26 protein-coding genes and 2 pseudogenes are annotated in these 25,391 nt (G+C 68.9%); 16 read left to right on the forward strand and 12 right to left on the reverse strand.

Annotated elements, in window-relative coordinates:
• Both Q1N79_RS22915 and Q1N79_RS22920 read left to right on the forward strand, forming a co-directional pair.
• Positions 1 to 316 (forward strand): annotated as a pseudogene (locus Q1N79_RS22915) (IS982 family transposase); the annotation flags it as partial.
• 625 nt (positions 317 to 941) lie between these two features.
• Positions 942 to 1,406, forward strand: coding sequence for a cupin domain-containing protein (locus tag Q1N79_RS22920; RefSeq protein ID WP_300612267.1), 465 nt, complete (start codon positions 942 to 944; stop codon positions 1,404 to 1,406).
• A 1-nt stretch (position 1,407) separates the two neighbouring features.
• Here Q1N79_RS22920 and Q1N79_RS22925 read toward each other — a convergent pair whose 3' ends face one another.
• From Q1N79_RS22925 to Q1N79_RS22935, 3 genes are read right to left on the reverse strand one after another with little or no spacing between them, the layout of a single operon-like run.
• A complete protein-coding gene (locus Q1N79_RS22925) occupies positions 1,408 to 2,505 on the reverse strand; it encodes a RuBisCO large subunit C-terminal-like domain-containing protein (protein ID WP_300612269.1) in 1,098 nt (365 codons plus the stop codon).
• Positions 2,495 to 2,698, reverse strand: a complete 204-nt coding sequence (locus Q1N79_RS22930; protein ID WP_300612271.1) for a hypothetical protein — start codon at positions 2,696 to 2,698, stop codon at positions 2,495 to 2,497. Before Q1N79_RS22930 ends, Q1N79_RS22925 begins: the two co-directional genes overlap by 11 nt.
• Positions 2,699 to 2,750: 52 nt before the next feature.
• Positions 2,751 to 2,969: a hypothetical protein gene (locus Q1N79_RS22935; RefSeq protein ID WP_300612273.1), complete on the reverse strand. Its 219-nt coding sequence runs from the start codon at positions 2,967 to 2,969 to the stop codon at positions 2,751 to 2,753.
• Between the two features lie 221 nt (positions 2,970 to 3,190).
• Here Q1N79_RS22935 and Q1N79_RS22940 point away from each other — a divergent pair, with 221 nt between their 5' ends.
• The gene (locus tag Q1N79_RS22940; RefSeq protein WP_300612275.1) at positions 3,191 to 3,565 is read left to right on the forward strand and encodes a hypothetical protein; all 375 of its coding nucleotides are present in this window, start codon (positions 3,191 to 3,193) and stop codon (positions 3,563 to 3,565) included.
• 102 nt (positions 3,566 to 3,667) lie between these two features.
• Here the strand turns inward: Q1N79_RS22940 and Q1N79_RS22945 are convergent, their stop codons facing one another.
• Positions 3,668 to 4,177, reverse strand: coding sequence for an Lrp/AsnC family transcriptional regulator (locus Q1N79_RS22945; protein WP_300612277.1), 510 nt, complete (start codon positions 4,175 to 4,177; stop codon positions 3,668 to 3,670).
• A gap of 153 nt (positions 4,178 to 4,330) precedes the next feature.
• Here Q1N79_RS22945 and Q1N79_RS22950 point away from each other — a divergent pair, with 153 nt between their 5' ends.
• From Q1N79_RS22950 to Q1N79_RS22985, 8 genes are all read left to right on the forward strand, one after another.
• Positions 4,331 to 5,956 carry an amino acid permease gene (locus Q1N79_RS22950; protein WP_300612279.1) on the forward strand — a complete coding sequence of 542 codons (1,626 nt, stop codon included), beginning with the start codon at positions 4,331 to 4,333 and terminating at the stop codon, positions 5,954 to 5,956.
• Between the two features lie 24 nt (positions 5,957 to 5,980).
• Positions 5,981 to 6,769, forward strand: a complete 789-nt coding sequence (locus tag Q1N79_RS22955) for a hypothetical protein (protein WP_300612281.1) — start codon at positions 5,981 to 5,983, stop codon at positions 6,767 to 6,769.
• Positions 6,769 to 7,764, forward strand: coding sequence for a hypothetical protein (locus Q1N79_RS22960; RefSeq protein ID WP_300612283.1), 996 nt, complete (start codon positions 6,769 to 6,771; stop codon positions 7,762 to 7,764). The genes Q1N79_RS22955 and Q1N79_RS22960 overlap by 1 nt, the downstream gene beginning before the upstream one ends.
• A 49-nt stretch (positions 7,765 to 7,813) precedes the next feature.
• Positions 7,814 to 9,205, forward strand: a complete 1,392-nt coding sequence (locus Q1N79_RS22965) for a hypothetical protein (protein ID WP_300612285.1) — start codon at positions 7,814 to 7,816, stop codon at positions 9,203 to 9,205.
• A 17-nt stretch (positions 9,206 to 9,222) separates the two neighbouring features.
• Positions 9,223 to 10,476: a DUF1116 domain-containing protein gene (locus Q1N79_RS22970; RefSeq protein ID WP_300612287.1), complete on the forward strand. Its 1,254-nt coding sequence runs from the start codon at positions 9,223 to 9,225 to the stop codon at positions 10,474 to 10,476.
• A gap of 33 nt (positions 10,477 to 10,509) precedes the next feature.
• Positions 10,510 to 10,701, forward strand: a complete 192-nt coding sequence (locus Q1N79_RS22975; protein WP_300612289.1) for a hypothetical protein — start codon at positions 10,510 to 10,512, stop codon at positions 10,699 to 10,701.
• Entirely contained in the window at positions 10,698 to 11,999 is a 1,302-nt protein-coding gene (locus Q1N79_RS22980; RefSeq protein ID WP_300612291.1) for an alpha/beta fold hydrolase, read from the forward strand. Before Q1N79_RS22975 ends, Q1N79_RS22980 begins: the two co-directional genes overlap by 4 nt.
• A gap of 212 nt (positions 12,000 to 12,211) precedes the next feature.
• On the forward strand, positions 12,212 to 12,418 hold the full coding sequence (locus Q1N79_RS22985) for a hypothetical protein (RefSeq protein ID WP_300612293.1): 207 nt from the start codon (positions 12,212 to 12,214) through the stop codon (positions 12,416 to 12,418).
• Here Q1N79_RS22985 and Q1N79_RS22990 read toward each other — a convergent pair.
• Positions 12,399 to 13,673: an MFS transporter gene (locus Q1N79_RS22990; protein ID WP_300612295.1), complete on the reverse strand. Its 1,275-nt coding sequence runs from the start codon at positions 13,671 to 13,673 to the stop codon at positions 12,399 to 12,401. The genes Q1N79_RS22985 and Q1N79_RS22990 overlap by 20 nt on opposite strands.
• A 53-nt stretch (positions 13,674 to 13,726) precedes the next feature.
• Between Q1N79_RS22990 and Q1N79_RS22995 the strand changes: the two genes are divergently transcribed.
• Positions 13,727 to 14,251, forward strand: a complete 525-nt coding sequence (locus Q1N79_RS22995; protein WP_300612297.1) for a MarR family winged helix-turn-helix transcriptional regulator — start codon at positions 13,727 to 13,729, stop codon at positions 14,249 to 14,251.
• 213 nt (positions 14,252 to 14,464) lie between these two features.
• On the opposite strand, the gene Q1N79_RS23000 is transcribed toward Q1N79_RS22995, so the two are convergent.
• The 4 genes from Q1N79_RS23000 to Q1N79_RS23015 all read right to left on the reverse strand — a co-directional run bounded on the left by Q1N79_RS23000 (position 14,465) and on the right by Q1N79_RS23015 (position 18,156).
• Positions 14,465 to 15,070, reverse strand: a complete 606-nt coding sequence (locus Q1N79_RS23000; protein WP_300612298.1) for a class I SAM-dependent methyltransferase — start codon at positions 15,068 to 15,070, stop codon at positions 14,465 to 14,467.
• Between the two features lie 62 nt (positions 15,071 to 15,132).
• Positions 15,133 to 15,990: a hypothetical protein gene (locus Q1N79_RS23005; RefSeq protein WP_300612300.1), complete on the reverse strand. Its 858-nt coding sequence runs from the start codon at positions 15,988 to 15,990 to the stop codon at positions 15,133 to 15,135.
• A gap of 1,032 nt (positions 15,991 to 17,022) precedes the next feature.
• Complete coding sequence (locus Q1N79_RS23010; protein WP_300612302.1) at positions 17,023 to 17,406, reverse strand: VOC family protein; 384 nt, start codon at positions 17,404 to 17,406, stop codon at positions 17,023 to 17,025.
• 327 nt (positions 17,407 to 17,733) lie between these two features.
• Positions 17,734 to 18,156 carry a VOC family protein gene (locus Q1N79_RS23015; RefSeq protein WP_300612304.1) on the reverse strand — a complete coding sequence of 141 codons (423 nt, stop codon included), beginning with the start codon at positions 18,154 to 18,156 and terminating at the stop codon, positions 17,734 to 17,736.
• Positions 18,157 to 18,484: 328 nt separating this feature from the next.
• Here Q1N79_RS23015 and Q1N79_RS30830 point away from each other — a divergent pair.
• Positions 18,485 to 18,709: pseudogene (locus Q1N79_RS30830) on the forward strand (phosphotransferase); the annotation flags it as partial.
• A 318-nt stretch (positions 18,710 to 19,027) separates the two neighbouring features.
• Here Q1N79_RS30830 and Q1N79_RS23020 read toward each other — a convergent pair.
• The 3 genes from Q1N79_RS23020 to Q1N79_RS23030 form a co-directional block, all read right to left on the reverse strand.
• Positions 19,028 to 19,834 (reverse strand): aldo/keto reductase, encoded by an 807-nt coding sequence (locus Q1N79_RS23020; RefSeq protein WP_300612306.1) that lies wholly within the window; start codon positions 19,832 to 19,834, stop codon positions 19,028 to 19,030.
• Between the two features lie 101 nt (positions 19,835 to 19,935).
• A complete protein-coding gene (locus Q1N79_RS23025; RefSeq protein WP_300612308.1) occupies positions 19,936 to 20,589 on the reverse strand; it encodes a TetR/AcrR family transcriptional regulator in 654 nt (217 codons plus the stop codon).
• A 10-nt stretch (positions 20,590 to 20,599) separates the two neighbouring features.
• A complete protein-coding gene (locus tag Q1N79_RS23030) occupies positions 20,600 to 21,952 on the reverse strand; it encodes a M20/M25/M40 family metallo-hydrolase (RefSeq protein WP_300612310.1) in 1,353 nt (450 codons plus the stop codon).
• Positions 21,953 to 22,165: 213 nt separating this feature from the next.
• Here Q1N79_RS23030 and Q1N79_RS23035 point away from each other — a divergent pair, with 213 nt between their 5' ends.
• From Q1N79_RS23035 to Q1N79_RS23045, 3 genes are read left to right on the forward strand one after another with little or no spacing between them, the layout of a single operon-like run.
• On the forward strand, positions 22,166 to 23,386 hold the full coding sequence (locus Q1N79_RS23035; RefSeq protein ID WP_300612312.1) for a spermidine/putrescine ABC transporter substrate-binding protein: 1,221 nt from the start codon (positions 22,166 to 22,168) through the stop codon (positions 23,384 to 23,386).
• A gap of 5 nt (positions 23,387 to 23,391) precedes the next feature.
• Positions 23,392 to 24,333, forward strand: a complete 942-nt coding sequence (locus tag Q1N79_RS23040) for an ABC transporter permease (protein WP_300612314.1) — start codon at positions 23,392 to 23,394, stop codon at positions 24,331 to 24,333.
• Complete coding sequence (locus Q1N79_RS23045; RefSeq protein ID WP_300612316.1) at positions 24,330 to 25,358, forward strand: ABC transporter permease; 1,029 nt, start codon at positions 24,330 to 24,332, stop codon at positions 25,356 to 25,358. Before Q1N79_RS23040 ends, Q1N79_RS23045 begins: the two co-directional genes overlap by 4 nt.
• Positions 25,359 to 25,391: the final 33 nt, after the last annotated feature.

The following is a 25,391-nucleotide window of genomic DNA, read 5'->3' on the forward strand; positions in this document are numbered from 1 at the left end:
CCTGGTCGGCGACAAGGGCTTCGCCGGGCGGGACTTCGAGGACCTGGTCACCAGCGCATACCAGCTGCGGCTGGTCCGCCCGGACCGGCGCGACGAGGCGCCCCGGCACGGGTCGGCCGGCTGGATCCGGCAGTGGATCGAATCGGTCAACGACACCCTCAAGGGCCAGCTCGACCTCGAACGGCACGGCGGCCGCACCACCGAGGGCCTGTATGCCCGGGTCACCCAGCGGCTGCTGGCCATGGCCGCCTGCATCTGGCACAACTGGACCACCGGCGAACCCGTCAAACGATCGCTGATCGCCTTCGACAACTGAACCCATAAGGAATCACTCATCTAGAGGGGCAAGATGCCCGTCCACTCTAGCGGGCCGAGGCGCGGTGCAGGAATCGTGTAGTTAGTTCTGCCAGCACGGCAGAGTCCGCCCCGTAGACGCCAGCTTGGTCCAGGCAGCATCATCAGGTCCGTATCACCCGCACGCCGGCCAAGCAGCGGCCCTCAGCACTGGTCACCAGCCTGGCAGTCACAATATGGATATGCAGATTCGCTGTCCCGATTGCCATGGCGGCTCGTTCCTCCCGCTCGGCGAGGATCCGGAACAGCAGCCCGACCAGCAGAAGGTCAACACAACCGCAACTACCGACGACTGGATACGCCACACGACCGGCCGCGCATACAGTCGATTCCGGCCTGGCAGCGGATGGCCATCTCGGCAGCAGAGTGCCGATCATAGGCGGGTATTTGCGTGGGTGCGCAAAGGCTCAGGTTGCTCCCCGTGACGGGCTTTCCCGTTAGCCCGCGTCATCGGCTGGCGGATTTCACGCCACCTTCCTCGCCGGGCATGAACTCCCGAAAGTGCGGCAGCCACTCGTGCCGGTGTCGGCGGACGCCGATCCGCGCGGTGTGGGCACTTGGCGGCGGCCGGGCCTAGGATTGCGTGCATGACCTCGACGTCCGCGGGCCCGGTCACCCATCGCCGCCAGAGCAGGCCCTTTGTCTGGGAGGGCGGTGCCGTGCTTGCCTACAAGGAGGCGGACGGTACCTTCCGCTCGGTGACCCGGCAGGTCCTCACCGGAGCCGAACACGGGCAGGGCACCTGCCTGCGCTACTTCGAGGTTGGCCCCGGTGGGTACACGACGCTGGAGCGCCACGAGCATACCCACGTGGTCATTCCGATCCGGGGCCGGGGCAGCGCGCTGGTCGTGGACCGGATCGTGCGGCTCGCGCTGCACGATGTGGTCTTCGTCCCGGGCTGGGGTTGGCACCAGTTCCGGGCCGCGGACGATGAGCTGCTCGGTTTCCTTTGCGCGGTCAGGGCCGACCGTGACCGCCCGGTGCTGCCGGGCGGGGAAGACCTGGCGGCGCTGCGCCGTGACCCGCGGGTCGCGGCGTTCATCCGGGTCTGAGTCACCGGGTGGCGGCGAGGAGCCGCTCGGCCGCACGGCGGGGATTGCCGCCGCGCTGCAGGTCCGCCCCGATGAGGAAGATGGTGTCGGGACCGTAGGCGTCCAGCAGTTCGGGTGCCCGGTCGATCGACATGCCTCCGCCGGGGGCCGGCAACGCCGGCGCGATGTCGTGCAGCGGGCGCCGGGCCGCCTCCGCAATGGCCAGGCACTGCTCGCGCGAGAGGCTGAACCGGCCGCCGAAGCCCGGGAAGATGGTCGCGTCCGCGCCGGCCAGCCGCAGCAGCGTGCCGAACAGCACGTCCGGCGCGATGCCGTGGCCAGGCGAGGCGGTGAAGCCGCCCAGGAACGAGGGGTGCGCGAGCACCATGCCGCCGGGGAAGACCTCGGCCGCACGGGCGAGGGCGCCGAAACCCGCGATACCGGGCAGCACCATGACGCCGTGCGCCCCCGCCTGCCGGGCGAGACGGACCTGGCCGGGGAAGCCGGCGGCCGGGCCGTTGACGCACGGCAGGTAGATGCTGCGGCCGCCGGTGTCCTGGTTGGCCCGGCGCACCGCCTCGGCCACCCGCGGCACCCGTTCGGCGAACGGCGCCCAGGGCTGGTTGGCAAGGCCCTGGTCCTCTTTGAGGATGTGCAGTCCGCCGGCCGCGATCTCATAGGCCAGGCCGGCGAGCTGCTGCGGGGTCATCCCGACGGGTTTGAGCGCGGTCGCGAGCAGGGCGCGGCCGGGTTCGCCGACAAGCGCGCGGACCCCGGCGATGCCCAGCCGCGGCCCGGGCAGCGCGGCGGCCAGGCGGGCCGGCAGCGTCACGTCGACCAGGCGTACGCCGTCCTGCAGCGACACGTTGCCAAGCAGCAGCACCAGCAGCTGCCCGAGTTCGGCCCCGGCCAGATCGGCCGGGTAGTCGACGGTCGCCAGCGCGGCCAGCCCCGGCCGCCGCAGAACCGAGCGCACGCGGGCCAGCGAATCGCGGACCGCGTTGCCGGGGGCGAGTTCGGTCGGCAGCTCGTGACTCTGCTCGACCGCGACCTGTGCCGCGCGCCCGGCCGGATCCTCCGAGCTGATCTCGTAGACCGCCGTGATGACCTCACCGCTCATGCCGCTTCCCCCTGACCGTGCCGATCGCGGCCGGGCCGCCAGCGACCCGGACCCCGCACCACCGGCCGGCCGTGTTCCATGGGCGGGCGACGCCGGCGGGCTGAAGTCCCCAGGCGGTGATCGGTTCCAGCGGGACCGCCTCGTTGGCTGCCGTGGCGGCCGCGCTCGTTGAGCACCGATGCCGTAGTCCCATCCATCGATCTGCCGTTGGTCGTAGTACCAGGCCACAGCGCAGTAAGCAGATCCTACGGCCACACCCGCACCCGGCCGTCCCCGGCATCCGGATCGGTGCGCTGGTACGTGTCGTGCTCCGCGTACCAGATAAAGGCGCCGACCGCCTCGGCCAACGTCGGCGTCCTGCCCTCGCGCCATTCACTCCAGACCTCGATGAACCACCTCCTTACCAGGTCAGCCTCGAACCGGCGTGCATAAGAGCACTCCAGAAGGTGGCGTACGCCGTGCATCCATAGGAGGTCCCTGAGCCGACCGGCATCGTCGCGGCTCCCCAGACGGCTCCCGCGGCCAGGGAACAACCGGTTGGACTGAAGCCGCCGGCCGTCGCTCGGCCGGCGATGGTGACGCACGCCAGACCGGGATCAGGCGCCGCACCCAAAGGCTTTCCTAGACCGGGACTCGAGCGCCGCCCAATGGAGACAATGATGCGCATGGCGGATAGGGCTAAACTGTGGTCAACCACGCGGTGTTCCTGACCTGCCTGGAGGAGGGCCGGGACGCCTTCTACGTGCAGGCGCTGGGGCGCGATCCGCACTACGTGGTGGCCCGGGTGGAGACCGGCATGCGCGCCGGGGTCCGCTACTCCGGCCGGCAGCTGAGGGTGCGGATCGAGGTGGAGCGGGTGGGCACCGCCAGCCCGACGACGCGGGAGACGATCCTGACGCCGGCGGGCGTGACCGCGGCGCAGGCGCGGGTTGTCACCGTGCTGTGGGACGCCGGTGCCCGCAAGCCGGGTGGCGTTCGCGGCGCAGGAGCGGGCACGGCTGGCCGCGTACTGACACCGGTCGGCAGGCCGCACGACCGCCGCGCCCTCCTGCGGGGATAGCCGGAACCTGGCGGCCGGGCCGGCGCAGGTCCTGGTGATGAGCGATGCTGCAACGTGTCCCGCCCGCCGCCCGGCCGGCTAGGCCACGGTCGTTCGGGGCGATCAGGCGATCTCCCACTCATAGGAGAACTTGACCACGTCCAAGATGACGGAGGTCTCCAGGCCGGTGATGCCGTCCATCTTGCCGAGACGGTTGGAGATGAAGTCCAGGAAGTGCTGCTGGTTGAAGAAGAAAGCCTCGACGATGATGTCGTAGCGCCCGGTTGACACGCCGACGTAGCGGACCTCGCGCTGGCGTTTGAGGTCCTCGCTGACGTGCCTTATCCGCGGCAGCGTTACTGAGATGCCGATGATGGCTGACAGGTTCATGCCGACCGCGCGCGGCGTCGGCACGGCGACGATGTTGATGAGGCCGCGGGAGACAAGCTGCGCCACGCGCTTGCGGATCGTTGTCTCGGACAGGTGCAGTTCCCTGGCGATCTCGGTGTTCGGCCGGCGGCCGTCGGCCTGGAGGATCTTGATGATCCGCCGGTCGACCTCATCAAGGAGGCCTTCCCCGCCGTGCGCCGACTGCTGGTACGGCCATGGCTGCGCGTCATGCGGTTCGGTCATCGTCGCCATCCTGTTCGGATCTCGTTTCTTTCTTGTCTAATATAACCGATATTCGAACATTAGAAGCGGAAAATTATTGACTTCCGATCCATCCGACCGTACGCTCCAGCCACTGCCCTTGCACCACCGATATCGCTCCGGGAGGTGGGGACGATGGCTGAAGCCGTGGCATCGGACTCCTCGGTTGCCCCTGGCGTTTTCTCGCGTAAGGCGTCAGGCCTCATCCGGGTGGGGACCACGCTCGACGTCTTCATCTTCAACGTCGGCCTGGTGTCGGTAGGCATCGCCATCGCCTACAACCAGTACTACGGCCCGAGCCTGTATCCGGGCGCACAGCCGTGGGTATCGACGCTGCTGGCCGCCGCTGGGATGCTGTTCGTGGCGGCCGCCTTCTACTGCTGGTCGGTGGTGTTCCCCAGGTCCGGCGGGGTGTATGTCTTTCTCTCCCGGACGATCAACCCGGGCGTCGCCTTCGTCATGTCGCTGATCGAGACGATCATCCTGCTTTACTACGCGGCGCTGGCAGCAGGCTTGATCGTCCAGGTGGGGCTGTCGTCATTTTTCGGCGCGGTCGGCACGGTCGCACGCAACTCGACACTGGTGAGCTGGGGCACGAGCGTGGCCACGCCCGCCGGCGTTTTCTGGATAGGAACGCTGATCATCGTCGTAGCAGGCGCTTTGCTGATCTCCGGCACCCGGCGCTACTTCACCGTTCAGCGGGTGCTCTTCGTAATAGCCGTCCTCGGCCTGATCGTGATCGCGATCGTCATGCTCGCCGGCAGTCGCGCCGGATTTGCCTCGAGCCTCAGCACCTATACCGGGCTGCACTACCAGCAGGTCATCACCACCGCGGGCAAGCACGGATTCGTGTCGGCGGCCAGCAGCTTCGGGGAGAGCTGGAAGTTCATCGTGTGGCCTTTGCTGCCGCTGCTCGGAGCGGTCCAGTCGATCGGCATTGGCGGTGAGATCAAGAAGGTGAGCCGCTCGCAGTTGCTCGGGATGCTCGGCGCCGTGGTGGCCACCGGAGTAGTGATCGCGCTGTTCGCGCTGCTGGCAAACAAGGACTTCGGGTACACCTTCCAGGGCGCGATTGCCTACAACGCGCTGACCGGAGTGTCCGGCGGCACTACCGCCACGGCACCGTGGTTCGCGGTGCTGGCCGGCGTGCTCGGGCACAACGTCGTCTTGTCGGTGGTCATCCTGGCCACCTTCGCCGCATGGATCTGGTTCTGGATTCCAGCAGAACTCGCCTACACGACGCGGTCGATGATCGCCTGGTCGTTCGACCGGGTGGCGCCGAACCGGCTCGGTTATGTGAGCGAGAATGTGCACACCCCGGTAGTTGCCATCGGGACATCGACGGCCGGTGCCGTTGTGTTCATGTGGTTCATCGCGTTCAAGGCCGTGGCGTTCCTGACGTTCATCGAAGTCCTGCTCGTGATCTGGGGCGCCGTCATGATCGCCGCCGTCTTGTTCCCGTTCACCCGCAAGCGGTTGTACGAGGCCTCGCCTGCCCGGAACTTCAAGGTCGCCCGCATCCCGATCATGCCGGCCGCCGGTGCGATCTCCGCTGTCTTCTTTGCCGTCATGTTCTGGCTGCTATGGAATGACCCGAACGCCGCGGGCCCGCTCATTCACCCGTCCAGGATGCCCGTCGAAGCGTGGATCACCCTCGGTGCCCTGGTCGTTGGCACCGGCTGGTACGTCGGCATCAAGTGGTACAGGAAACGGCGGGGCATCGACATCAGCCTCGCGTTCCAGCAGATCCCCATCGAATGACTGCCGGACCGAGAGCACGCCGCGATGAGTACCGGGACCATGGCCGGTAACTGGGAGCAACTTCAGGCCGAGGCCGTCGCGATCGTCCGGGCGGCAGCAAACCAGGACGTCACGCTCCGGGTCGTAGGCTCGGCGGGCATCCGGCTGCACTGCCAGCAGCCGGGCCCGCTGATGGACCGGCTCGGGCGGCCTGCCAAAGACATCGACTTCATCGTCCCGCAGCAGCACAGGAAGGGCATGCGCCGGCTGCTGGAGGGTCGCGGCTACGTGGTCGACCGGGACCTGCTCGTCGCGATGGAGGGCACCCGGTACAGCTTCGCCCACGCCGGAAGCGGTATCGAGATCGACGTGTTCGTGGAACGGCTGGACTTCTGCCACCGGATCGAGCTGACCGGTCGCCTGACAGCCCATCCGGTCACCATCCCGATCGAGGAACTGCTGCTGCAGAAGATCCAGATCGTGCAGATGACCACCACCGACCTGATCGATGCCAGTGTGCTGCTGGCAACCCACAAGGTAGGCGAGGACGGCGCTGAGGGGATCGACGCGGCGCACATAGCCAGGCTGCTGGCCCGGGACTGGGGCTTCCATCACACCGCCACCCGCAATCTGGGACGCATCGCGGAGTACCTGACCTCGGCGGAGCTGGCCAGCCTCACTGAGGGCGGGTGCGCCCGCGTGCGGCGCGGCATTGAGCAGCTGATGGGCATGATCGATGCCCAGGACAAGACACTGGGCTGGCGGATGCGAGAGAAGATCGGCGAGCGTAAGCAATGGTGGCAGGACGTCGATGACCGGGAGGCCACCTACTGATGAGGCTGCTGCGCAAGAAACCGGAAATCCCGTTCAGCGAAGCCGAACGCACCATTTTCTTCGCATCAGACCTGCACGGTTCCGAGGTGTGCTTCAAGAAGTTCGTCGCTGCCGCCAAGTTCTACGGCGCCGACACGCTGCTGCTCGGCGGCGACATCAGCGCGAAGGTCGTGGTCCCGATCGTTACTGTCCGCCCCGGCCGGTACGTGGCCCAGTTCCACGGCCATGAGGAGAAGCTGGACGACCGCACGGTCGAGGACTTCGAGCAGCGGGCGGCGAACAGCGGCATGTACACCGAGCGGATGGATCCCGACGAATACCAGCACTATGCCGATCATCCAGATCAGGTTGAGGCACTATTCGACCGGGTTATGCGCAAGACCGTGCAGCGCTGGGTCGAGTACGCCAAGACCAAGCTCGACGGGAGCCCGGTGAGCATATACGCCGCTCCCGGCAACGACGACCCACTTGCCATCGACGATGTGCTCCGCGCCCACGGCGACGGCCGGCTGCGGTTCGTCGAGGGAGAGATCGTCGAGCTGGCCCCCGGCATGCAGATGCTCAGCACCGGCTACACCAACATCACGCCGTGGGACACCCACCGCGAGTACACCGAGGACGAGATCCGTGAACATCTGAAACGGATGACCGACCGCCTCGAGCAGCCGGAAACCGCGATCTTCAATATCCACGTCCCGCCGTACAACTCCAGGCTGGATACCGCGCCGCTGCTAGGCCAGGACCTGAAGGTGAAGACGGCCGCGGGCGCGCAGATGACCGCGCCGGTGGGCTCGGTCGCGGTCCGCGAGGCTATCGAGAACATCCAGCCGCTGCTGACGTTGCACGGCCACATCCACGAGTCAGGCGGCTCAGTCACGATCGGCCGCACCACAGCCATCAACGTCGGCTCGGAGTACGGCGAGGGCATCCTGCGCGGGGTGCTGCTCACCATCGGAAACGGCAAGCTGCTCCGTTACCAGGCCGTGAGCGGGTGACCTGGCGGGCATGGCAGGCACAGGAGAACAACGACGGGCAAGGAGCGCAGTGGCTGACATCGGGCAGTTGCAGCAAGAACTCACGGCACAAGGCGTCCGGTACGTTTTCGGCGCCTACACCGACGTACACGGCGTACCCAAGTCCAAGTGCGTGCCCGTCGAGCACCTCGCGGACGCGGCGGCCGGATCCGAGCTGTACACGGTCGGCGCCCTCGACGGCATGGGCGAACTCGGCCCCAACGAAGACGAGTGCTCCGGCGTGCCCGACCTTGATGAGATCACCGTCCTGCCCTGGGACAGGCGGTACGCGGTCGCGCCCGCTAACCTGTACTTCCACGGCGCGCCGTACCCATTCGATTTCCGCCGCCTGCTGCAGAACCAGGTGGCCGAGGCTGCCACCCTCGGCTACCGGATGAACATGGGCGTCGAGCCGGAGCTTTACGTGCTGCGCGAGACTGGCAGCGGTCCGGTCCCGTGGATCCCCGAGGATTTGGTCAACGCTCCCACCAGAGGCTACGACCTGGAAACCACCGTGCTGGCCGACGGGTTCCTGAGCCCGATGGTCGGTTACATGAATGAGCTCGGGTGGGATGTGTACTCCTTCGACCACGAAGGCGGCGACGGGCAGTACGAGTTCGACTTCGGCTACACCGACGTGGTGCGCATGGCCGACCGCATGCTGATCTTCCGGCTGATGGCCAAGCACGTGGCGCGGACACTGGGCTGCTTCGCCTCGTTCATGCCCAAGCCATTCCAGGACGGGTTTGGCTCCGGGGCTCACCTCAACGTCAGCCTCGCCGAACTGCAGACCGGCAAGAACGCCTTCGACGGCGGGCATGGCGGCCGTCCCGGACCCGGCGCCAGCGACCTGGTTTCTGCCCCGAGGGATGGCGCCTACAGCGCAGTGGCGTCCCAGTTCACCGCCGGAGTGCTGGCGCACGGGGCGGCGCTGATGGCGGTGCTATCGCCGACCGTCAACTCCTATAAGCGCCTGATGCCCCGCGGCCTGATGCAGGAGATCTCCTGGGCGCCGGTCTTCCAGGCCTGGGGCCACAACAACCGGACCTTGATGTGCCGGCTGCCGATCAACCGGCGCTGCCTAGAGGTCCGCAGCGCCGACAGCGCGGTCAACTTCTACCTCGCTGCCGCCCTCGTCCTCGCCGCGGGCCTGGACGGCATCAGGCGCGAACTCAAGCCACCCGAGCCGGTCAATAGCGACACCTACAAGATGACCGAGGACGAACTGGCAGCGCTGGGCGTGCAGCGGCTGCCGCGGACTCTCGGCGACGCCGTCACCGCGTTGGAGGAAAGCGAGTTCCTGCAGAAAGTACTCGGCTCCGAAGTACACGCCCACTACGTCCGGCTCAAGCGCGAGGAGTGGGAGCAGTACAACACGGTGGTCAGTGAATGGGAAGTGGCAAAGTACCTGCGGCTGTGGTGAGGACTGAGGTGAGGATGGTGGGCGAACCAGAGCGTGCTGCGGCCAATGCCGAGGCGGTCAGGCGGATGACCGGGGCTCAGCCGGTGCTTGTCGATGTGCTGCCGGCCGGCCAGGCGATCCCGGGGATCAGGCCGAACGTCATCCTCACCTCCGGGCCGCCGATGGACTGGGATATGTACGACGGCGGCCAGCGCAACGCGGTGATCTACGGCGCGCTTTATGAAGGCCTGGCCGCTAGCGCCGAGGACGCTGACGCCAAGCTCCGCGACGGCCGCATCGTGCTCGGCGCGACCCACGACCACGGCTGCGTCGGGTCCGTGGCTGGCATCTACACCGCCTCCATGCCGGTCTTCGTCGTCGAGAACGCGGTCGGCGGCAACCGCGCCTACTGCAATTTCTACGAGGGGGAGTCGCGGCACCGGCTGAACTACGGCTCGTACAACGACGAGGTCCGCCGCGGGCTGGATTTCCTGCGCGACGAACTGGCACCGGTCCTGCAGGCGGTCGTCCGCGGGAGCGGCGGGATCGCGCTCAAGCCCATCATCAGCCGCGCGCTGCGCATGGGCGATGAGCTGCACAGCCGCAACACCGCCGCCACCACCCTGTTCACCCGGGAACTGATGCCGCAGTTCATCGAGTACGCAGTCGGGATATCACGTGAGCGGGCGCTGACCGCGCTGCGGTTCTTCGCCGCCAGCGACTACTCGTTCCTGCGCCTGTCCATGGCCGCGGCCAAGGCCATGGCCGACGCAGCCTGTGACGTCCCCGCCGCCAGCGTGGTCACCGCCATGACGATCAGCTGCCGCAACTTCGCGATCCGGGTGAGCGGGCTCGGCGACGAATGGTTCAGCGGCCCGCTGCCCGAGGTCTCCTGCAGGCTGTTCGATGGGTTCACTGCCGAGGACGTGCAGTGGATCGGCGGCGAGAGCCACATCACCGAGACCGTCGGTCTCGGCGGGTTCGCCCAGGCAGCGGCGTTCGGCCTTCAGGCCTACCAGGGCGGCTCGGCGGAGGAGATGATCCGGATGAACTCTGGCATGTACCAGATCACGGTCGCCGAGCATCCCGACTTCCTGATCCCCTACTTCGGGTTCCGCGGCACACCGGTCGGCATCGACATCTTCCGCGTCGTCGGCACCGGCATCACCCCGGTGATTGACGGCGGCCTGGCCGGCCGCAACGGCGGCCAGGTCGGCGCGGGAATCTTGCGGGCCCCGCTGGCCTGCTTTGACGCCGCGATCACCGCCTACCAGGCGAAATACGGCAACTGAGATCGCGACCCGGATCGGGCGAGACCGGTAACGATGTTCTTCGACCCGCCGGCCGGTGGCGGAGGTCACGGCGGGGGACGGGTCATCGCCGAGACCGCCGACTCGCTGTGCGGACTGGTCAAGCGCGAGGCGCCAAAGGACTTCGCGATCGCCGGCGTGTTGGGTCGGCTGGGCGGCACGCGGCTGCTGGACGACATCGGGTCGCCCGCTGACGCGGCCGCGTGATTGGCGACCGGCTCCGCCGCGGCGAGCGGATCCCCGGGTTCGGGCACACGGTCTACCAGGTCGACCGCCTCGGCAACTACCTGCTCGGCCGGCTCTGGGAAATCCGTTCGGAACACAGGCTGCTGGCGATCGCCGGCGAGATGCTTGCAGTCATGGGGCGGCGGTGCCTGCCGGCGCCTGATACCGATCTTGCCGTCGCGGTCCTCACCCGGATGGCCGGCATGATCGACGGTGCCGCGGAGGCCATCTTCGTCACCGCCCGCACCGCCGGCTGGCTCGCCACGCCTTCGAGGATTATGACCGCGATCGGCTGCTGTGAGCCAGAGCCCTCTACATCGGGGATTAATCCGAACGGCCAGCTGGTTCCCGCTCCGGTGCCACGGCTCCGCCACGCCCACGGGGACCTGGGCGGCGTGGCCAGCGGCCACTCGCCCGGCGCGACCACGGCCGGCCAGCCCCGCGCTGTGCCTCACAGCAGTTCTGTGCGGCCGGGCACGACGCCGATTCCAGTCGTAACGGGCGGCCCGGCCATAGGCTGGTTCCCGGAATCGGAGTCGCGAGAGGAGACCCGTGTGCCGTACGTCGAGGCTGGCGAGGCGAAGATCTGGTACATCGTGCAGGGGACAGGGTTTCCCATGCTGACGCTGGCGCCAGGGGGGATGCGCTCGAGCGTGCCGCTGTGGGAGATGGCGGCGATCAACCCGCTGGCCGCGTACGCCGGGCAGTACCAGATGATCGCGATGGATCAGCGCAACGCCGGCCAGTCCGCCGGCCCGCTTGAGACCGGCGACCCGTGGGGCGCATACGCGGCTGACCAGCTCGCGGTCATGGATCATCTTGGCATCGACCGGTTCCTGGTGTTCGGCTGCTGCATCGGCGGCCCGTTCATCCTCAAGCTGCTCGCACTCGCGCCGGAACGAGTCGTCGCGGCCGTCCTCGAGCAGCCGGTCGGGATCATCGACAGCAACCGGGAGCTCTTTGACAACCTGTGGAAGCAGTGGCGCGAGCAGCTCATGGGCAAGCGTGACGATCTCAGCAGCGAGGAGATCGAGGCGTTCGCGACCACGATGTGGGCTCCCGACTTCGCCGTCAGCGTGACCCGGGACCAGGTGCGGTCCTTCCGCACGCCGATCCTCGTCCTCCCCGGAGTCGATGAGTACCACCCGGCCGAGACCGGCCGTGAGATCGCCGCACTCGCGCCGGCCGGCGAGCTGCTCGAGCCGTGGAAGGACCCCGAGCACCTGCCCGCCGCCACCGAAGCGGTCGGCCGGTTCCTCCAAGACCACACCCCGCGCTAGATCACCAGCCGATTGTGCCCGGTCCAGTAGGCGGCGCGCTTGAAGCCACCACACCCAGGGGGGCCGCACCGGGCGCATGAGGCCATCAAATCTGCCCACTGGGCCGCCGTGAGGAGGCCGCCCTGGCTATCACAGGTAGGGGCAGGGTCCATCTGCGTAGGACACCACGCTCGTGTTGAGACGCTCCACTGACTTGGCCTCGTGGATGCGGCGTGCCCGGCGTGCCAACGTCCCGCCACCTCGGCTCATCCGGCGGGAGCGCGTACGGGATCCGACTCGAGGTGCTGCCAACGCTGGACAAGGCATGCTTCGTGACGCTGAGCGGCTCCAAGGGCCGGGTCCCGGCGGCCGACACGGGGGTCATCGCGGCGACCGCGCAGTTCCCCCAGGACGGCTGCGTTAGACCGCAGGTTCCTTGAGGGCCTTCGCGGGGGCGGGTCCTGCCTTGGCGGGGACTTCCCGGTAGCGGCGGAAGCCCGGCAGAGCGGCCCCGATCACGACCGCACCGAGGATGGTCGCCACGCCGCCTGTCAGCGCGCTGATCTGCGGCGTCACTAGCGACCCGAGCAGGCCCGACTCCAGCGACCCCAGCTGCCCGCCGCCCGCGCCGACCACGTAGTCCGCCGCGTTCACCCGGCCACGGAACTCCTCCGGCGTGACGGCCTGCACGATCACCCCGCGGAACACCACGGTGAACGTGTCCGCCGCGCCCGCCGCGCCCAGCGCGAGCAGCGTCAGCCACAGCGACGGCGCGACCGCGAACACCGCGAACGCCCCGCCCCACACGGCGGAGCACACCAGCATCCCGAATCCGTGACAGGGGATGTGCTTCAGCGGCCCGGACAGCACCGCAGTTACCATGCCACCGACGCCGATCGCCGCCGTGAACAGCCCCAGGGTCCGCGGGTCGCCTCCGAACCGCTCGGAGTTGATCGCCGGGAACAGCGATAGCGGCAGGGCGAAGAACGTGGCGTTCAGGTCGGTGAGGAACGCGCCGGCCAGGGCCTGGCTGCGCTTGATGAACGAGAGGCCTTCGAGCGTGAGAGCCAGCCCGGACCGCTGCGTATCATGGGTCTTGGAAGCGGTCATGGCCGGGAGCCCGGCGACGCCGTAGAACGACCCGGCGAAGCTCACAGTGTCAATGAGGTAGCAGCCCTTTACGCCAAACCCGGCCGCGACCACGCCGGCCAGGGCGGGGCCGGCGATCAGCATCGTCTGCATGACGATCCGGTTCAGCGCCATGGCCGCCGCCCGCTGACCGGTCGGCACGAGCGCGGGGATAAACGTGCGGCGCGCGGGCGCGCCGATCGCGCCGATCGCGCTGATAGCCGCCTCGAGCGCGTACAGCAGCCACAGCCAGCGCAGGCCGGTCAGCGCCTGAGCGAACAGCAGGGCCGACACCGCCGTCGAGCACGCGGTCATGGCCAGCACGAGCTTGCGCCGGTCGAGCCTGTCGGCCAGCGTTCCGCCGGGCAGCGCGATGACCAGCATCGGGACCAGGGCGGCGACGCCGAGCCCGCCGACCGCCGCCGTGGACCGCGTGATTTCCCATACCTGCAGGGTCATGGCGAAAGTCGTCACCGCGCCGCCGGTGCTCGACAACATGCTGCCGAGCCACAGACGCCGGAACGCGGGGATCTCGCGCAGGGGGGTGACGTCTGTGAGCAACTTCACGACATCACTATAACAGCGCTTATATAAGTGCTATCACGTCTATAATGGATGCCGTGAGCGCGGACGTGATGCAGGACCCGGCCGTCTCGCGGGACCCAACCGAGCACAGCCGGTGGCGCCAGGTGTTCCGGCTGCTGTCCGGCATGGACGACGAGATCGCCCGCATATACGCCGAGAACGGCATCAAGGGCCTCAAGACGAGCTGGGTGATGGAGATCATCCGGCTGCACGCACGCGGGCCGATGACGATCGCGGAGCTCGCCCGGTCGGTGGGCCGGACGCACTCGGCGATGAGCCAGAAGGTGGCGGCCATGCGCGCCGCCGGCTGGGTGAAGACCACCCAGGGACCCGACGCGCGCAGCAAGAACGTGACACTCACCCCCAAATCGGAGCAAATCGTCGTCAGGCTCGCCGCCGAGTGGCGCGCCACCGAGGCATCGATCGCCGAGATCGAGGCGGAGATCCCCTACCCGATGACCCGCGTCGCCGAGGACATCACAGGCGTGCTGGCTCGCAAGAGCTTCCACGACCGCATTGCCGAGAAGCTGGCCGAAGATCCCTCATGGACGCATCGGTAACTTCCTGCTGGGATAGTGCCCACATGGCGCATGAGCCTCGCGCCTGCGTGGGCCCGGGTAGTGCACAGGTGGGGAAGTCCGCGACTTGAAGTTCCGGGCGCCGGATCGGCGCCCGGGTGGCGGCTGTCACTGCGTGCGACGCGGGAGCGTCAGGGCTGGGCAATGGGCCAATGATCGGCTGTCACCGACATCGGCGAAGTGAGGTGCGGCTGGCTAGTTACGCCTGATCGTGGCCAGCCAGGCCTGGACCTGCGTCGTGCCGTTCACCGGGTTGGTCTCGAAGGCGTCGGCGGTAATCGACTCAACGGCCCAACCGTCGCTGAACGCCGCGCGCAGCTCATCTGCGCGGACGCGGCGCGGGCCCCAGGTCCCTGGTTGCCGGTCGCTGAAGCACACGAGGTAGCAAATGCCGGCTGGCCTCAGCACCGCCGCGAGGCTGGCGACGTACCGGGCCCGGACGTCGTCGCCGAATATGTGGAACACCCCGCTATCGATCACGGTGTCGGCGGTGAGTCCGAGGCGGCCGGGGTCGAGTGCGTCTGCGACTTCGAACCGCGCGGTCAGCCCGCGCTCGGCCGCTTTCGCGCGCGCCCGCGCGATCGCGGTCGGTGCAATGTCGATGCCGGTGACATCGGCGCCGCAGCTGGCTGCGAGCAGCGCGTTCTCGCCGGTCCCGCAGCCAGCGTCGACAAGCCGCCCGGTCAGGCGGCCCTGCTCAGCTAGCCGGACGAAGGCCGGCTGCGGCCGGCCGATGTCCCACGGGGCAGGCGTGCCGGCCGTGTAGCTGGCGTCCCATGGCGGATGCGCTCGCTCGGTCATCAGTCAGTGCCCCGGTTCCCTTGTAAGTCATGCAGCTGACCTGGTGCTGTGCGCCGATGCGGTCAGGGCCGGGTGGGCTGCAGGCGGCCAACAGGTATTACCTCAGGAAGCGCGGCGGCACAGGCCTGGGCGAGCGGCAAGAGAACGTCGGCGACCTCGGCCAGGCCGGCGGCGCCCATCCGGTTCCAGGGCCGGGCAGCGGCCTGATCGGTAGCAGCCTCCACCGCGTTGTGCGCGGCGCGGCCGGCTGCGGTCAGCGCCGCATCCTCGCCGATCCAGCCGCGCTCGGTCAGCCGGGCGGTCGCGGCGCCCCACTGCTCATCGGTCCAGCCACGGACGGGCTGCATCAGATCGCGGGAGATGTCTTTCGCGCACCGCAGCACGACTGCCTCGCACCCGTCGATGTCGGCGGCAGCCAGCGCGGCGAAGTGACCATCGCCGCGGTGCTCGCGCAGCAGCGTCGTAGCCTGCCACAGCCGGGTCAGGGGGTCGGCGGAGACCGGCAGCTCGGAGTTGGCCGCAGACAGCACGCGTCCGGCGAAGTCCAGGTCCTGCGCTGCGCGCCACAGCAGGCATGCTGCCTTCGCCGCCTCGGCCTCCCGGCCGGCCAGCAGCCGCCGCAGCGAGGCCGCCGCGCCCGCCTCGCGCACCGCGATGGCCTCCGGCGGCGTGATCAGGTCCCACACGCCGGGGATGGCACGGGCCACGAAGGCCGGAGCGAAGTTGTAGAACGACGCGGTAACCACGGCCGCCCCCGCGCCGCCCAGCGGCGCAGCCCGCCCGGCGAAGTAACCGCGCCAGTAGCCGCGCAGCCCGGCCTCGGTGAGCGCGGCCAGCGCTTCGGGCGCGAAGTACGCCACATCGTGGACCGGCTCGAACATCGTCCACATCGCCCGCGCCGTACTCATCGTTTCCGCCACGACCGCTCACTCCCTCCCTGCAGCGCTAAGCGTAGGGGAACGCCCGCCCCGAGCGCGATGGCGCGGCTTACCGTCCATGGCCGCGGGCCCGGGACTTCAGGAAGGTCCGAAGCAGCCAGTCCCGCCCCAGCGGCGGCCAGGCTGACCGACGCCGCGCGGCCGTCCGCAGCCGGAGGGCCGTGCCTGGCGTCCGCGATGGCATCGAACGCCCAGCACGCGTCCTGGCGCGCCCGACCGAGACCAGCAGCGACCACCTTGACCTCGCTGAACGGCGGCTACTCACGCGCCAGCCGAGGACATGCGCCGATCACGCACGAATCGGCAGCTGTGCCTGCTGCGCATCCCGCAGCCTGCCGCACGCACAGCTTGTCCGGTTCGGCATCATGAGCGCCGAGGGCAACCCGGCGGGGCCGGCCATTGCCGCAACCAGCTGGCGAGCCATCAGCCAGGCGCTGCCGCCCGGCACGGCGGCCACGGCCATGCGGGACGTCGTCTACTTCCACGGTTACGGAGCCACCCGTCGCCACCTCCGGTGGCCCGCGCCGCTGACAACCCGGCCAGGTGAGCGCTCAGCCGCCGCAGGGCGTTACGCCGGACCCTCCGCGCCACCGGGCAGCCCCCACACCACCGAGGCCATCCAGAAGGCGGACCGCGACACTCCCAGGATCGCGATCACCCCCGCGATGGCCAGCAGCGATCGCTCCCGGCTACCAGGGCTCCGCGCCGGACGTCGGCGCCAGCGGGGATTACGCCCGCCGACGGCGCAGGTCATACCCCTCAGGGAAACCCGGGGTGTTCCGCCCAGATACCTCCCTCCGCCAGCAGGCGAGACCCCCGCGGTCGGCCGAACTGCCGACCTGTCTGGATGTTTACGCGCTGGCTGCGCGACCGGGAACGTCCGCTTGTGCGGCAGACAGGGCGGCGACGCGGATCGCTACGGCGCTGGCAGCTCCGTCCCCGCATGCCGCAGGCCGGCCGGCCTGCTGTTGGTGCAGATACTGCCAGTGGACTCGGCGTCAGCAGGCGGGAGGATCAGCTGCCGCCACCGTAGGGCCGGGTAATGATCTCCATCAGGTGGCCGTCGGGGTCTTCGAAATACAGGCCGCGGCCGCCGTCCCTGTGGTTGATCACCCCCGGGCGGCTCTGGCCGGGATCTGCCCAGTACGGCAGGTCCCGGTCCCGGATGCGGCCAAAGGCCGCGTCGAATTCCTGATCGCCGACGAGGAAGGCATAGTGCTGGGGCGTGATCGTCCCGGCGGTCTCAGCGAAGTCCAGCGAGACGCCATTATCGGCTTCGACGACGAGAAAACGCGCGAACCGGGTCGCCGCCGGCAGGCCAAGGATCCCGGTCAGGAACGCCGCCGACCGCTGCTGGTCACGGCAGGAGACGATCGTGTGGTTCAGTTGCACGCTCACCCGGTGATTGTGCCCGGCGTTCTGGCCGGCGAACGACCCTACGGCCAGATACCGCGAATTCCCTGCGCCGGGCTTCCCGCTCGCTGATCCGCCTGGCGTCCCCTCGGCCACCTCGGGAATCTCACAGACAACGACCCGCACTGCGGCCAGCCCAATTGAATGTAGGCCTTTGCCAGTGCGAAGCCGCGGCGAGCCGGCGACCCCAGCCAGCTGCGTCCCCTCGTAGCAGCCGCGGATGGAGCAGCGATCCGGACCGCCGCCGATTCTGTCGTCGGCTGTGGTGACAGTCAGCACAAACACGGGCCTGCAACCTCCGGTCCTGCGCTATCAGCTGGCTTTTGACTGGCTGATCTCTACCAGGTGGCCGTCTGGGTCGCGCAGGAAGCAGCGGATCTCCGAGCCCCAGTCATGCGGCGGGGTGAGGAACGCGGCGCCCCTGGACCGCAGCGCCTCATAGGCTGCCCGGCAGTCAGCCACGCGCAGCGTCATCGCGTGACTGACCAGGTCGGCGTCGGCGGGCGCGGCGAAGACCACGGTGGGCTTGTCGGCGGTCGGGCCGCCCCCGCTGACCAGCAACAGCCAGGTGCCGGCGAATCGCAGTACCACGCTGGTCCCGCCGTACTCGCGGTATAGCTCGGCACCCAGCACGTCGACCCAGAAATCCCGCGACCGCACCGGGTCGGTGACCACCAGGATGTGCGTGACCGCCACGTCAGGCCCGAGCGGGCCCGGCTGCGGCTGCTGGTCCACCATGATCCTCCCGTGTGCGGCAGGATGTCGCCAGGTCGCCTGATCGCCGCCAGGCGCGAGCGCCCGGGCGCAATCCCAGGTTAGCCTTACGCCACGATGACCAGCCGAATCCGGCGGACAGGAGCCGTCGTCCGCCGCCCCGCGAACTTCTGGACCCCGGCCGTCCACGGCCTGCTCCGCCACCTGCGGGCCGCAGGCTTCCCCGCCCCGGCGCCCGCTCGGCACCGAGGCGGACCTGGAGCTGCTCACCTGGATCGACGGCGAGTCCGGTCCCGCCGGGTGGGCCGAGATCGTCCCAGAAAGCGGGCTCCGGCGCTGGGCAGCGTTCCTGCGCCGCTACCACGACGCCGTCGCAGGCTACCACCCGCCGCCCGGCGCCCGACGGTCCAGCGGCCCGGGCACCTGCGCACTTGGCGAGGTCGTCTGCCACGGCGACTTCGGCCCCTGGAACGGGGTCTGGCGCGCCGGGCACCCGGTCGGCCTCATCGACTTCGACCACGCCCGGCCGGCACCGCCGATCTTCGACATCGCCTACGCGCTGGAGTACGCCGCGCCGTTCCGCGTGGACTCCGAATGCCTGCGCTGGCTGCGCTACCCCCAGCCGCCCGGCCGGCGCCGACGGATCGAGACCTTGTGCGACGCCTACGGCATCCCCGTGCCGGCCGAGATCACCGGCCGCGTCGCGTGGCAGCAGCGCCTCGTCCTGCATGACTGCCAGGCGCTGGCCAGCCAGGGCATCGAGCCCCAGGCAACCTGGGTCCGCGAAGGCTACCTCGACACCGTCCGCGCCCGGATCAACTGGACAGAATCCCTCCAGATCCCTTACTTAAACCCCCGGTGCTGGCCTCGGGCTGGGGACGGGATGGCTGGGTTAGCCGGCTGTGGCCAGGCGCAGCACGTAGGCCCGTTCGTCCGCTCCGAACCACGGCGGCGATCCTCCGGCGGCGTTCTCCGCGAGCCGGCCGGGCTGGGCGGTGGCGGTCAGCGAGACGTGGACCCGCGGGTCGCTCAGGCCCCACTTGAGCAGGGCCTGGGCCCAGGTGGTGATGCCGAAGGGACGCAGCGGCGCGAGCTGCGCCGGGCTGGGCGGCCGGCGCATGAGCTGGCCCTCGCCGAGCGGGCGCATCAGCAGGACGCCGAGGCCGAGGTCGTCAGCCAGCGGCAAGATCGTGCGCTCGACCTCCCGGTGGTCCGGGTTGTAGGGCACCTGGACGGTGTCGATGCGGCCAGTGCGCATGATCTCGGCGAGCTCGCCGAAAGCCGCTGGCGAGTAGTGGGTGGCCCCGATCAGGCCCACCAGCCCGCGGTCCCGGGCGGCCTCGAGCATGGGCAGGTGGGCCTGCCAGGCCACCAGGTTGTGGATCTGCATCAAGTCGACCAGGCCGCCGTACCAGTCCACCGCGCGGGACAGTTGTGCCGCGCCCTCCTGCGCCGACGGAGTCCAGACCTTGTCCGCGATGAACACCTGCCCGCGGTGGCCGTCCAGCGCGTCGGAAAGCAGGCGCTCGGCGGTGCCGTACATGGGTGAGGTGTCGATGACCCGGATGCCAGCCGCGATGGCGGCCTCGATGAGCTCGTCCTGCCGGCCGGCCGCGGCGGCTGCCTCCAGCCGCCGCCAGGTGCCCAGCCCGACCACCGGCACGCTGACCCGGCCGCGGCCCAGACTCCGGTCCTCCAATCCCGCCACCCCCGCTCGGTTCGGCCCCGGTCGAATGATGCCCACTTACGATGTGGGACCAACCACGCCCGGCACGGGCGACCTCGGTGCGGGCTGACCGGCTACAGCCGCTGGCGCAGCAGCTTCGCCTCCTCATCGGCCACGCCCAGTTCGATGCACAGGCAGTCCACCAGCAGCGAGAGCATTCGGTGCTGGTCCATCCCATCCAGGAGCGTGCGGATCGCGAGGCCGTCGATGAGCGAGACCACCCGGTCCACGATGTCCGGCACGGCGCCCCTCGGGGCGAAGATGCCGCGTTCGATTCCCTCGACGATGGCGTCGCTGAACGGGGCGCTGAACTCACGGTAGATCGCGGCGACCTCCTCGCGCAGGGCGGCGTCCCTGTTCGCCTTGGACCAGAACTCCAGCCAGAGCGACCAGGTCAGGCGGAAGGACCGCACGCTTGGGTCGGTGCCTTCCCTGGCACACAGCCTGAGGTACTCGACGAGCCGGGTCAGCGGGTCGGCGCCCGGGTCGACCAGGTTGCGCCACCGCACCGTGATGCGCTCCGACTCCAGGCTGAACACCTCGGCGAGCAGCCTGTCCCTGTGGCGGAAGTAGTGCTGGACCAGCCCGAGACTCACGCCGGCGCGCTCGGCGATGTCCGCCATGCGGGCCGCGTCGACCCCCCGCTCGCTGATGACGTCGCGGGCGGCGTCGAGAATCAGCGTCCTGCGGTCCGCTCCGTCGAGCATCCCCGTCCTCCTCTGGCTCACCGTGCCTGCCCTAACGGTCCATCGACCCAATAGCCAGGCACGTTTCAATATGGAACAACGTGGCGTAACCCAGATCATCCACGTGAACCCGCTCGTCTTGCCCGTGCAGGCCGGCGTACATGACCTCGTACGGCGTTGACCGCACGGGCCAGAATCCGTAGGCCACGGTCCCGAACGCCTCGCGCAGGTAGTGGGAGTCGGTGAAGCTCGGGCAGAGCGTGGGGACGAGCGTGGTGCCAGGGTCATGCCGGGCGACGAAGCGCCTGCAGACCTCGAACAGCGGGGTGTCGACGGCTGAGACGCTGCCGCCTGCCAGCGGCTGCGCGAACTCGAGCTCGTACGGCAGGTCGTCGCCGAGCAGCCTGGTCAGGCTGGCCACCACGTCCTCCTCGGTCGTCCCTGGCAGGGCCCGGCAGTCGCCCTCGGCCCAGGCGCGCGCGGGCATCACGTTGAGCGAGCCGGATCCGCCCAGCCGGGTCAGCGCGACCGTGTCGGCGAACATCGAGCCGAGCAGGCTCTCGAGCGCCGGGTGCAGTGAACCGGCAGCGGCCAGGGCCGCCGGCAGCGCCTCGCCGGCCGCGGCAAAGGCGCCCGCCTCAGCCAGCAGCCTGTCAAGCAGCGGGCGTGTACTCGGCAGGACCCGGCGGGCCAGGATGCCCGGTCCGAGACGGTCAATCAGCGTCGCCAGCCTGGGCACGGCATTCGCGCCGAGTCCGGGCCAGATCGTGGCCGCCGCCTCGCCCACGGCGGTCATCCGCACGCAGCCGGCCGCCTTCTCGCCTACCGCCACCGTCGCGATCGTCGCTCCGCTGGCCAGCGTCAGCCGTTCCGCCGACCCCTCGTTGAGCGCGAAGTCCGTGCCGATGTCCGGGCGCTGCCGGACCAGCCAGGACAGGCCGACGTCGGCCGTCCCGACCTCCTCGTCGGCCGCCACGATCAGCACGAGGTCACCACGCGGCGTGAAGCCGGCACTGGCCAGCACCCCGAGCGCCACCGCCCGGGTGGCGATCTCGTTCTTCATGTCGACCGCGCCGCGGCCCCACAGGTAACCGTCCCCGTCGACCAGGCCGCTGAACGGCGGGTGCTGCCAGCCGCGGGCGTCCGCCGGCACGACGTCGGAATGGCCGAGCAACGCCAGTGACGGGCCGTTGCCAGAACCGGGCAGCCGGGCGATGAGGTTCGCCCGGTCGCGTTCCCTGGCCACCAGCTCGCAGCCGACCCCGCGCGCCTGGAGGTACCGCATCAGGACCGAGGCGACCGCCGTCTCGTTTCCTGGCGGGTTGGCACTGTCGATCTTGATGAGGTCGCTGGCGAGCCTGACGGCCTCGTCGCGCAGCTCCGCCGTCTCGGCTTCAGTCGGCATCCGCACCCTGCCACCTGGCCTCTCGCAGCTATTGACTTCCGGGACAGTAAGCGTTACGGTACCCCCAACCTACGGACAATAATCTTATATTATTGCCACCCGAGGGAGGAAGCTCGTGACCAACTACCAGCAGCTGACCAGCAAGTTCTGCGCCACGTGGGGTGGGCTGAGATGATCCGGCACCCGAGGAATAGGCGCCTGGCCACGCCCGCGATGAGCAGGCGTGACTTCCTGGCCCGCTCCGGCGGCGCCGCCCTGGCCATCTCGGCCGCCGGACTGCTGCTCGACGCCTGTGCGAGCAGCAGTCAGGGGGCATCCTCGGGGTCGGGGACTCCTTACCCGCTCGCCCGTCCCAGCCAGCCGGTCAGCTGGCCGGTCACCGGCAGCGATGTCATCGCCAGCGGGCTGGAGCCGGAGAAGAACGCCACGCTCCAGCTGTATAACTGGGAGGAGTACATCTACACCAAGGTCGTCGATGCCTTCGCCGCCAAGTACGACTGCCAGGTGGAGATCACGACGTTCGGCACGATGAACGAGGCGCTGGCGAAGCTCAACACCGGCCAGGTGAATTTCGATGTGTTCTGGCCGACGGTCGACATCATCGGCCAGCTGGTGACCGGCAAGCTCCTGCGGCCGCTGAATCACAGTTACATCGCCAACATCGATCAGGTGTGGCCGCAGTTCCAGAACCCGTTCTACGACCAGGACTGGCACTTCACGGTGCCTTACACCGTCTATACCACCGGCATCGCCTACCGCAAGGACCACGTCACCCAAGATCCTTACACGATGTCCAACGGCTGGAGCATGCTCTGGAACCCGGCCTACCGGGGGTATGAGTCCATCCTCGACGACTACCGCGAGGGACTCAGCCTGGGCCTGCTGAAGAACGGGATCACCGACCTGAACACGACCTCGCAGGCGCAGCTCACCCTGGCCAAGAACAGCCTGATCGAGCTGATCGACATGGACAAGATCCAGATAAACGACAGCTACACGGCGATCCCTGACGACCAGGTGTGGGTCCAGCAAGCCTGGTCGGGCGCGATCGTATCGACCCCCTCGGAGATGCCGAAGGGGCAGAGCCCGAGCGTCATCGGCTACTGGTTCCCGCCGAGCGGCCGCGGTCCGGTGAACAACGACACGATGGCGGTCCTGTCCTCCGGTGACAATCCGGTGCTCGCCCACCTCTTCCTGAACTACATGCTCGAGTACGGCAACGCCATGGAGAACTTCGCATGGCTCGGCTACCAGCCGCCGCAGCGGCAGATCACGGCCACGAGCCTTGTGAAGGAGGGGTTCATCCCGCCGAACCTCGCCTCCTGCACCGTGCTGCCGAGCTACTTCGGCGTGGGCTACCGCGAACTCGAGCTGAGCCCGAGCGCCGACCTGGCGTGGAACAGCGCCTGGCAAGAGTTCAGCGCCGGGGCCTAGACCCGATGAACGCCACCGAGGCTCACCCGAACCGAGCCAGGCAGGGCACGCGGCGCCCGAGATGGCTCTGGCCCACACTGACCATCCCCGGCGCGCTGTGGCTCACCATGCTGTTCCTGCTGCCGTTCTACGTGGCGCTGGCCATCGCGGGAGGGACCCTCAACCCGCTGTTCCTCACCGCGGTGCCGGTCTGGAACCCGTTGGACTGGCAGTCCGGCTATGTCAGGCAGGTCCTGGCCGACTTGTTCGGCCCCCACGCTTACCTGGGCGCGACCGTCCTGCGGACCCTGGTGTACGTCGCCATCGCGTCGGCCATCTGCCTGCTGATCGCCTACCCGGTCGCATACTACGTCGCCCGCCAGGCCGGCCGGCGCAAGGGCCTGTACCTCGTCGCGCTGGTGGCACCCTTCTGGGTCAGCTACATGATGCGGATGCTCGCCTGGCAGAACCTGCTGCAGGTAGGCGGCCTGGTCAACCACGCCCTGATGCTGGCCCACCTCATCACCCAGCCGGTCAACTGGCTCTCCGGCATGCCGGTCACCGTGGTCCTCGGGCTGGTGTACGGCTACGTCCCTTACCTGATCATCGTGCTGTACGCCGGGCTCGACCGGATCGACACGTCGCTGCTTGAAGCGGCCAGGGACCTGGGGCTTGGGCGCACGCGAACGTTCCTGCACGTGACGCTGCCGTTGTCCAGGCAGGTCATCTATGCCGGCGCGCTGATCACGGCCCTGCCGATGGCGGGAGACTTCTACACGAACACCATGCTCTCCGGCGTCCCCACCACCACCATGATCGGCAACATCATCAGCGACAGCTTCTCGACGCCCGGCGAGGGCGGCGAGGGCGCCGTCCTTGTCCTGTTCCTGCTGATCGTGATGCTGGCTCCGATGATCTGGTACGTCCGCAACAGCTCGCGCACCGCCGCGGAAGGTGACGTCCTATGACCGGGATCAGAACCGCGACCTCCACCTCCACCGCGCCCGAGGTCGCGCCCGCCGCGGCCGACAGGCAGGCCGGCCCGGCCGCGCTCACCTGGCCGCTTGCACAGCTGCGGCGGGTGCAAAAAGTGCAAAGGGCGCGGAAGGTGCAAAGGGTGCGAAGCGGGCGTCGGGTGCGCCGGCTGCCGGTCCTGCGCGGATACGTGTGGCTCTACCTGGCCTGGTCCCTGCTGCCCGTCGTGCTGGCGATCCTGTTCTCGTTCAACAGCGGATCGTCGGTCAGCGAATGGCAGGGCTTCTCGCTGCGCTGGTACGTCGGCGACCCGTACTACTCGGTGCTCCACGACCCCGCGCTGCACGAAGCCGTCGTGCAGACCCTGCGGCTGGCGGTGCTCACCACTGTGGTCGCCATCCCGATCGGCGTCCTGTTCGCGATCGGCGTGCACCGCTGGCGCTCCAGGCAGGCATCGGCCTGGACGTTCCTGATGCTGCTCGCCTTCGTCATGCCCGAGCTCATCTTCGGCGTCGGCATCTTCCTGCTGCTGACCAACCTGCTCACCTTCGTGCGGCTCGGCACCACCGCGCAGTTCCTCGCCCTCGTGGCGTGGAACATCTCCTGGCCCGCCATCATCGTGCGGGCCAGGCTCCAGTCGATAGGCGGCGACTACGAGGAGGCGGCCATGGACCTCGGGGCGTCGTCGATCGGCGCCATCCGCCGGGTGCTGCTGCCCATGCTGTTCCCCGCCATCTTCGCCAGCACCGTGCTCGTTTTCGCGGGGGTCATCGACGATTTCGTCATCGTCGACCTGCTGTCGTCGAACGCCCAGTCGCAGCCGATGTCCGTGATCATCTACACCCTCGGCGCGCACGGAGGATCGGCGGCCGCGCCCGCGCTCAACGCGCTCGCGACGGTCATGTTCGTCATGTCGATCGTCACGGTCGCCATCGGGTGGGCCATCTACCGGCGGCTGACGCGCGGCGAGCAGCGCCGTGCCGGGGGCCTCCCGCTCGGCCCGCTGACCGGCGCCTGACCCCGCTGCCGTGCCGACACGGCTTGCCCCACC

Origin of the sequence: Trebonia sp. (assembly GCF_030042015.1) — a bacterium.
Lineage (GTDB): Bacteria > Actinomycetota > Actinomycetes > Streptosporangiales > Streptosporangiaceae > Trebonia.

Bases quoted from the DNA above. Each gene is read 5' to 3' on its own strand.
- Q1N79_RS22960 (WP_300612283.1), top strand. From the start codon at position 6,769: ATGAGGCTGCTGCGCAAGAAACCGGAAATCCCGTTCAGCGAAGCCGAA.
- Q1N79_RS23030 (WP_300612310.1), bottom strand. From the start codon at position 21,952: ATGCCGACTGAAGCCGAGACGGCGGAGCTGCGCGACGAGGCCGTCAGG.
- Q1N79_RS22955 (WP_300612281.1), top strand. From the start codon at position 5,981: ATGAGTACCGGGACCATGGCCGGTAACTGGGAGCAACTTCAGGCCGAG.
- Q1N79_RS22950 (WP_300612279.1), top strand. From the start codon at position 4,331: ATGGCTGAAGCCGTGGCATCGGACTCCTCGGTTGCCCCTGGCGTTTTC.
- Q1N79_RS22920 (WP_300612267.1), top strand. From the start codon at position 942: ATGACCTCGACGTCCGCGGGCCCGGTCACCCATCGCCGCCAGAGCAGG.
- Q1N79_RS22945 (WP_300612277.1), bottom strand. From the start codon at position 4,177: ATGACCGAACCGCATGACGCGCAGCCATGGCCGTACCAGCAGTCGGCG.
- Q1N79_RS23040 (WP_300612314.1), top strand. From the start codon at position 23,392: ATGAACGCCACCGAGGCTCACCCGAACCGAGCCAGGCAGGGCACGCGG.
- Q1N79_RS23045 (WP_300612316.1), top strand. From the start codon at position 24,330: ATGACCGGGATCAGAACCGCGACCTCCACCTCCACCGCGCCCGAGGTC.
- Q1N79_RS22975 (WP_300612289.1), top strand. From the start codon at position 10,510: ATGTTCTTCGACCCGCCGGCCGGTGGCGGAGGTCACGGCGGGGGACGG.
- Q1N79_RS22935 (WP_300612273.1), bottom strand. From the start codon at position 2,969: ATGCACGGCGTACGCCACCTTCTGGAGTGCTCTTATGCACGCCGGTTC.
- Q1N79_RS22930 (WP_300612271.1), bottom strand. From the start codon at position 2,698: ATGGGACTACGGCATCGGTGCTCAACGAGCGCGGCCGCCACGGCAGCC.
- Q1N79_RS22925 (WP_300612269.1), bottom strand. From the start codon at position 2,505: ATGAGCGGTGAGGTCATCACGGCGGTCTACGAGATCAGCTCGGAGGAT.
- Q1N79_RS23035 (WP_300612312.1), top strand. From the start codon at position 22,166: ATGAGCAGGCGTGACTTCCTGGCCCGCTCCGGCGGCGCCGCCCTGGCC.
- Q1N79_RS23000 (WP_300612298.1), bottom strand. From the start codon at position 15,070: ATGACCGAGCGAGCGCATCCGCCATGGGACGCCAGCTACACGGCCGGC.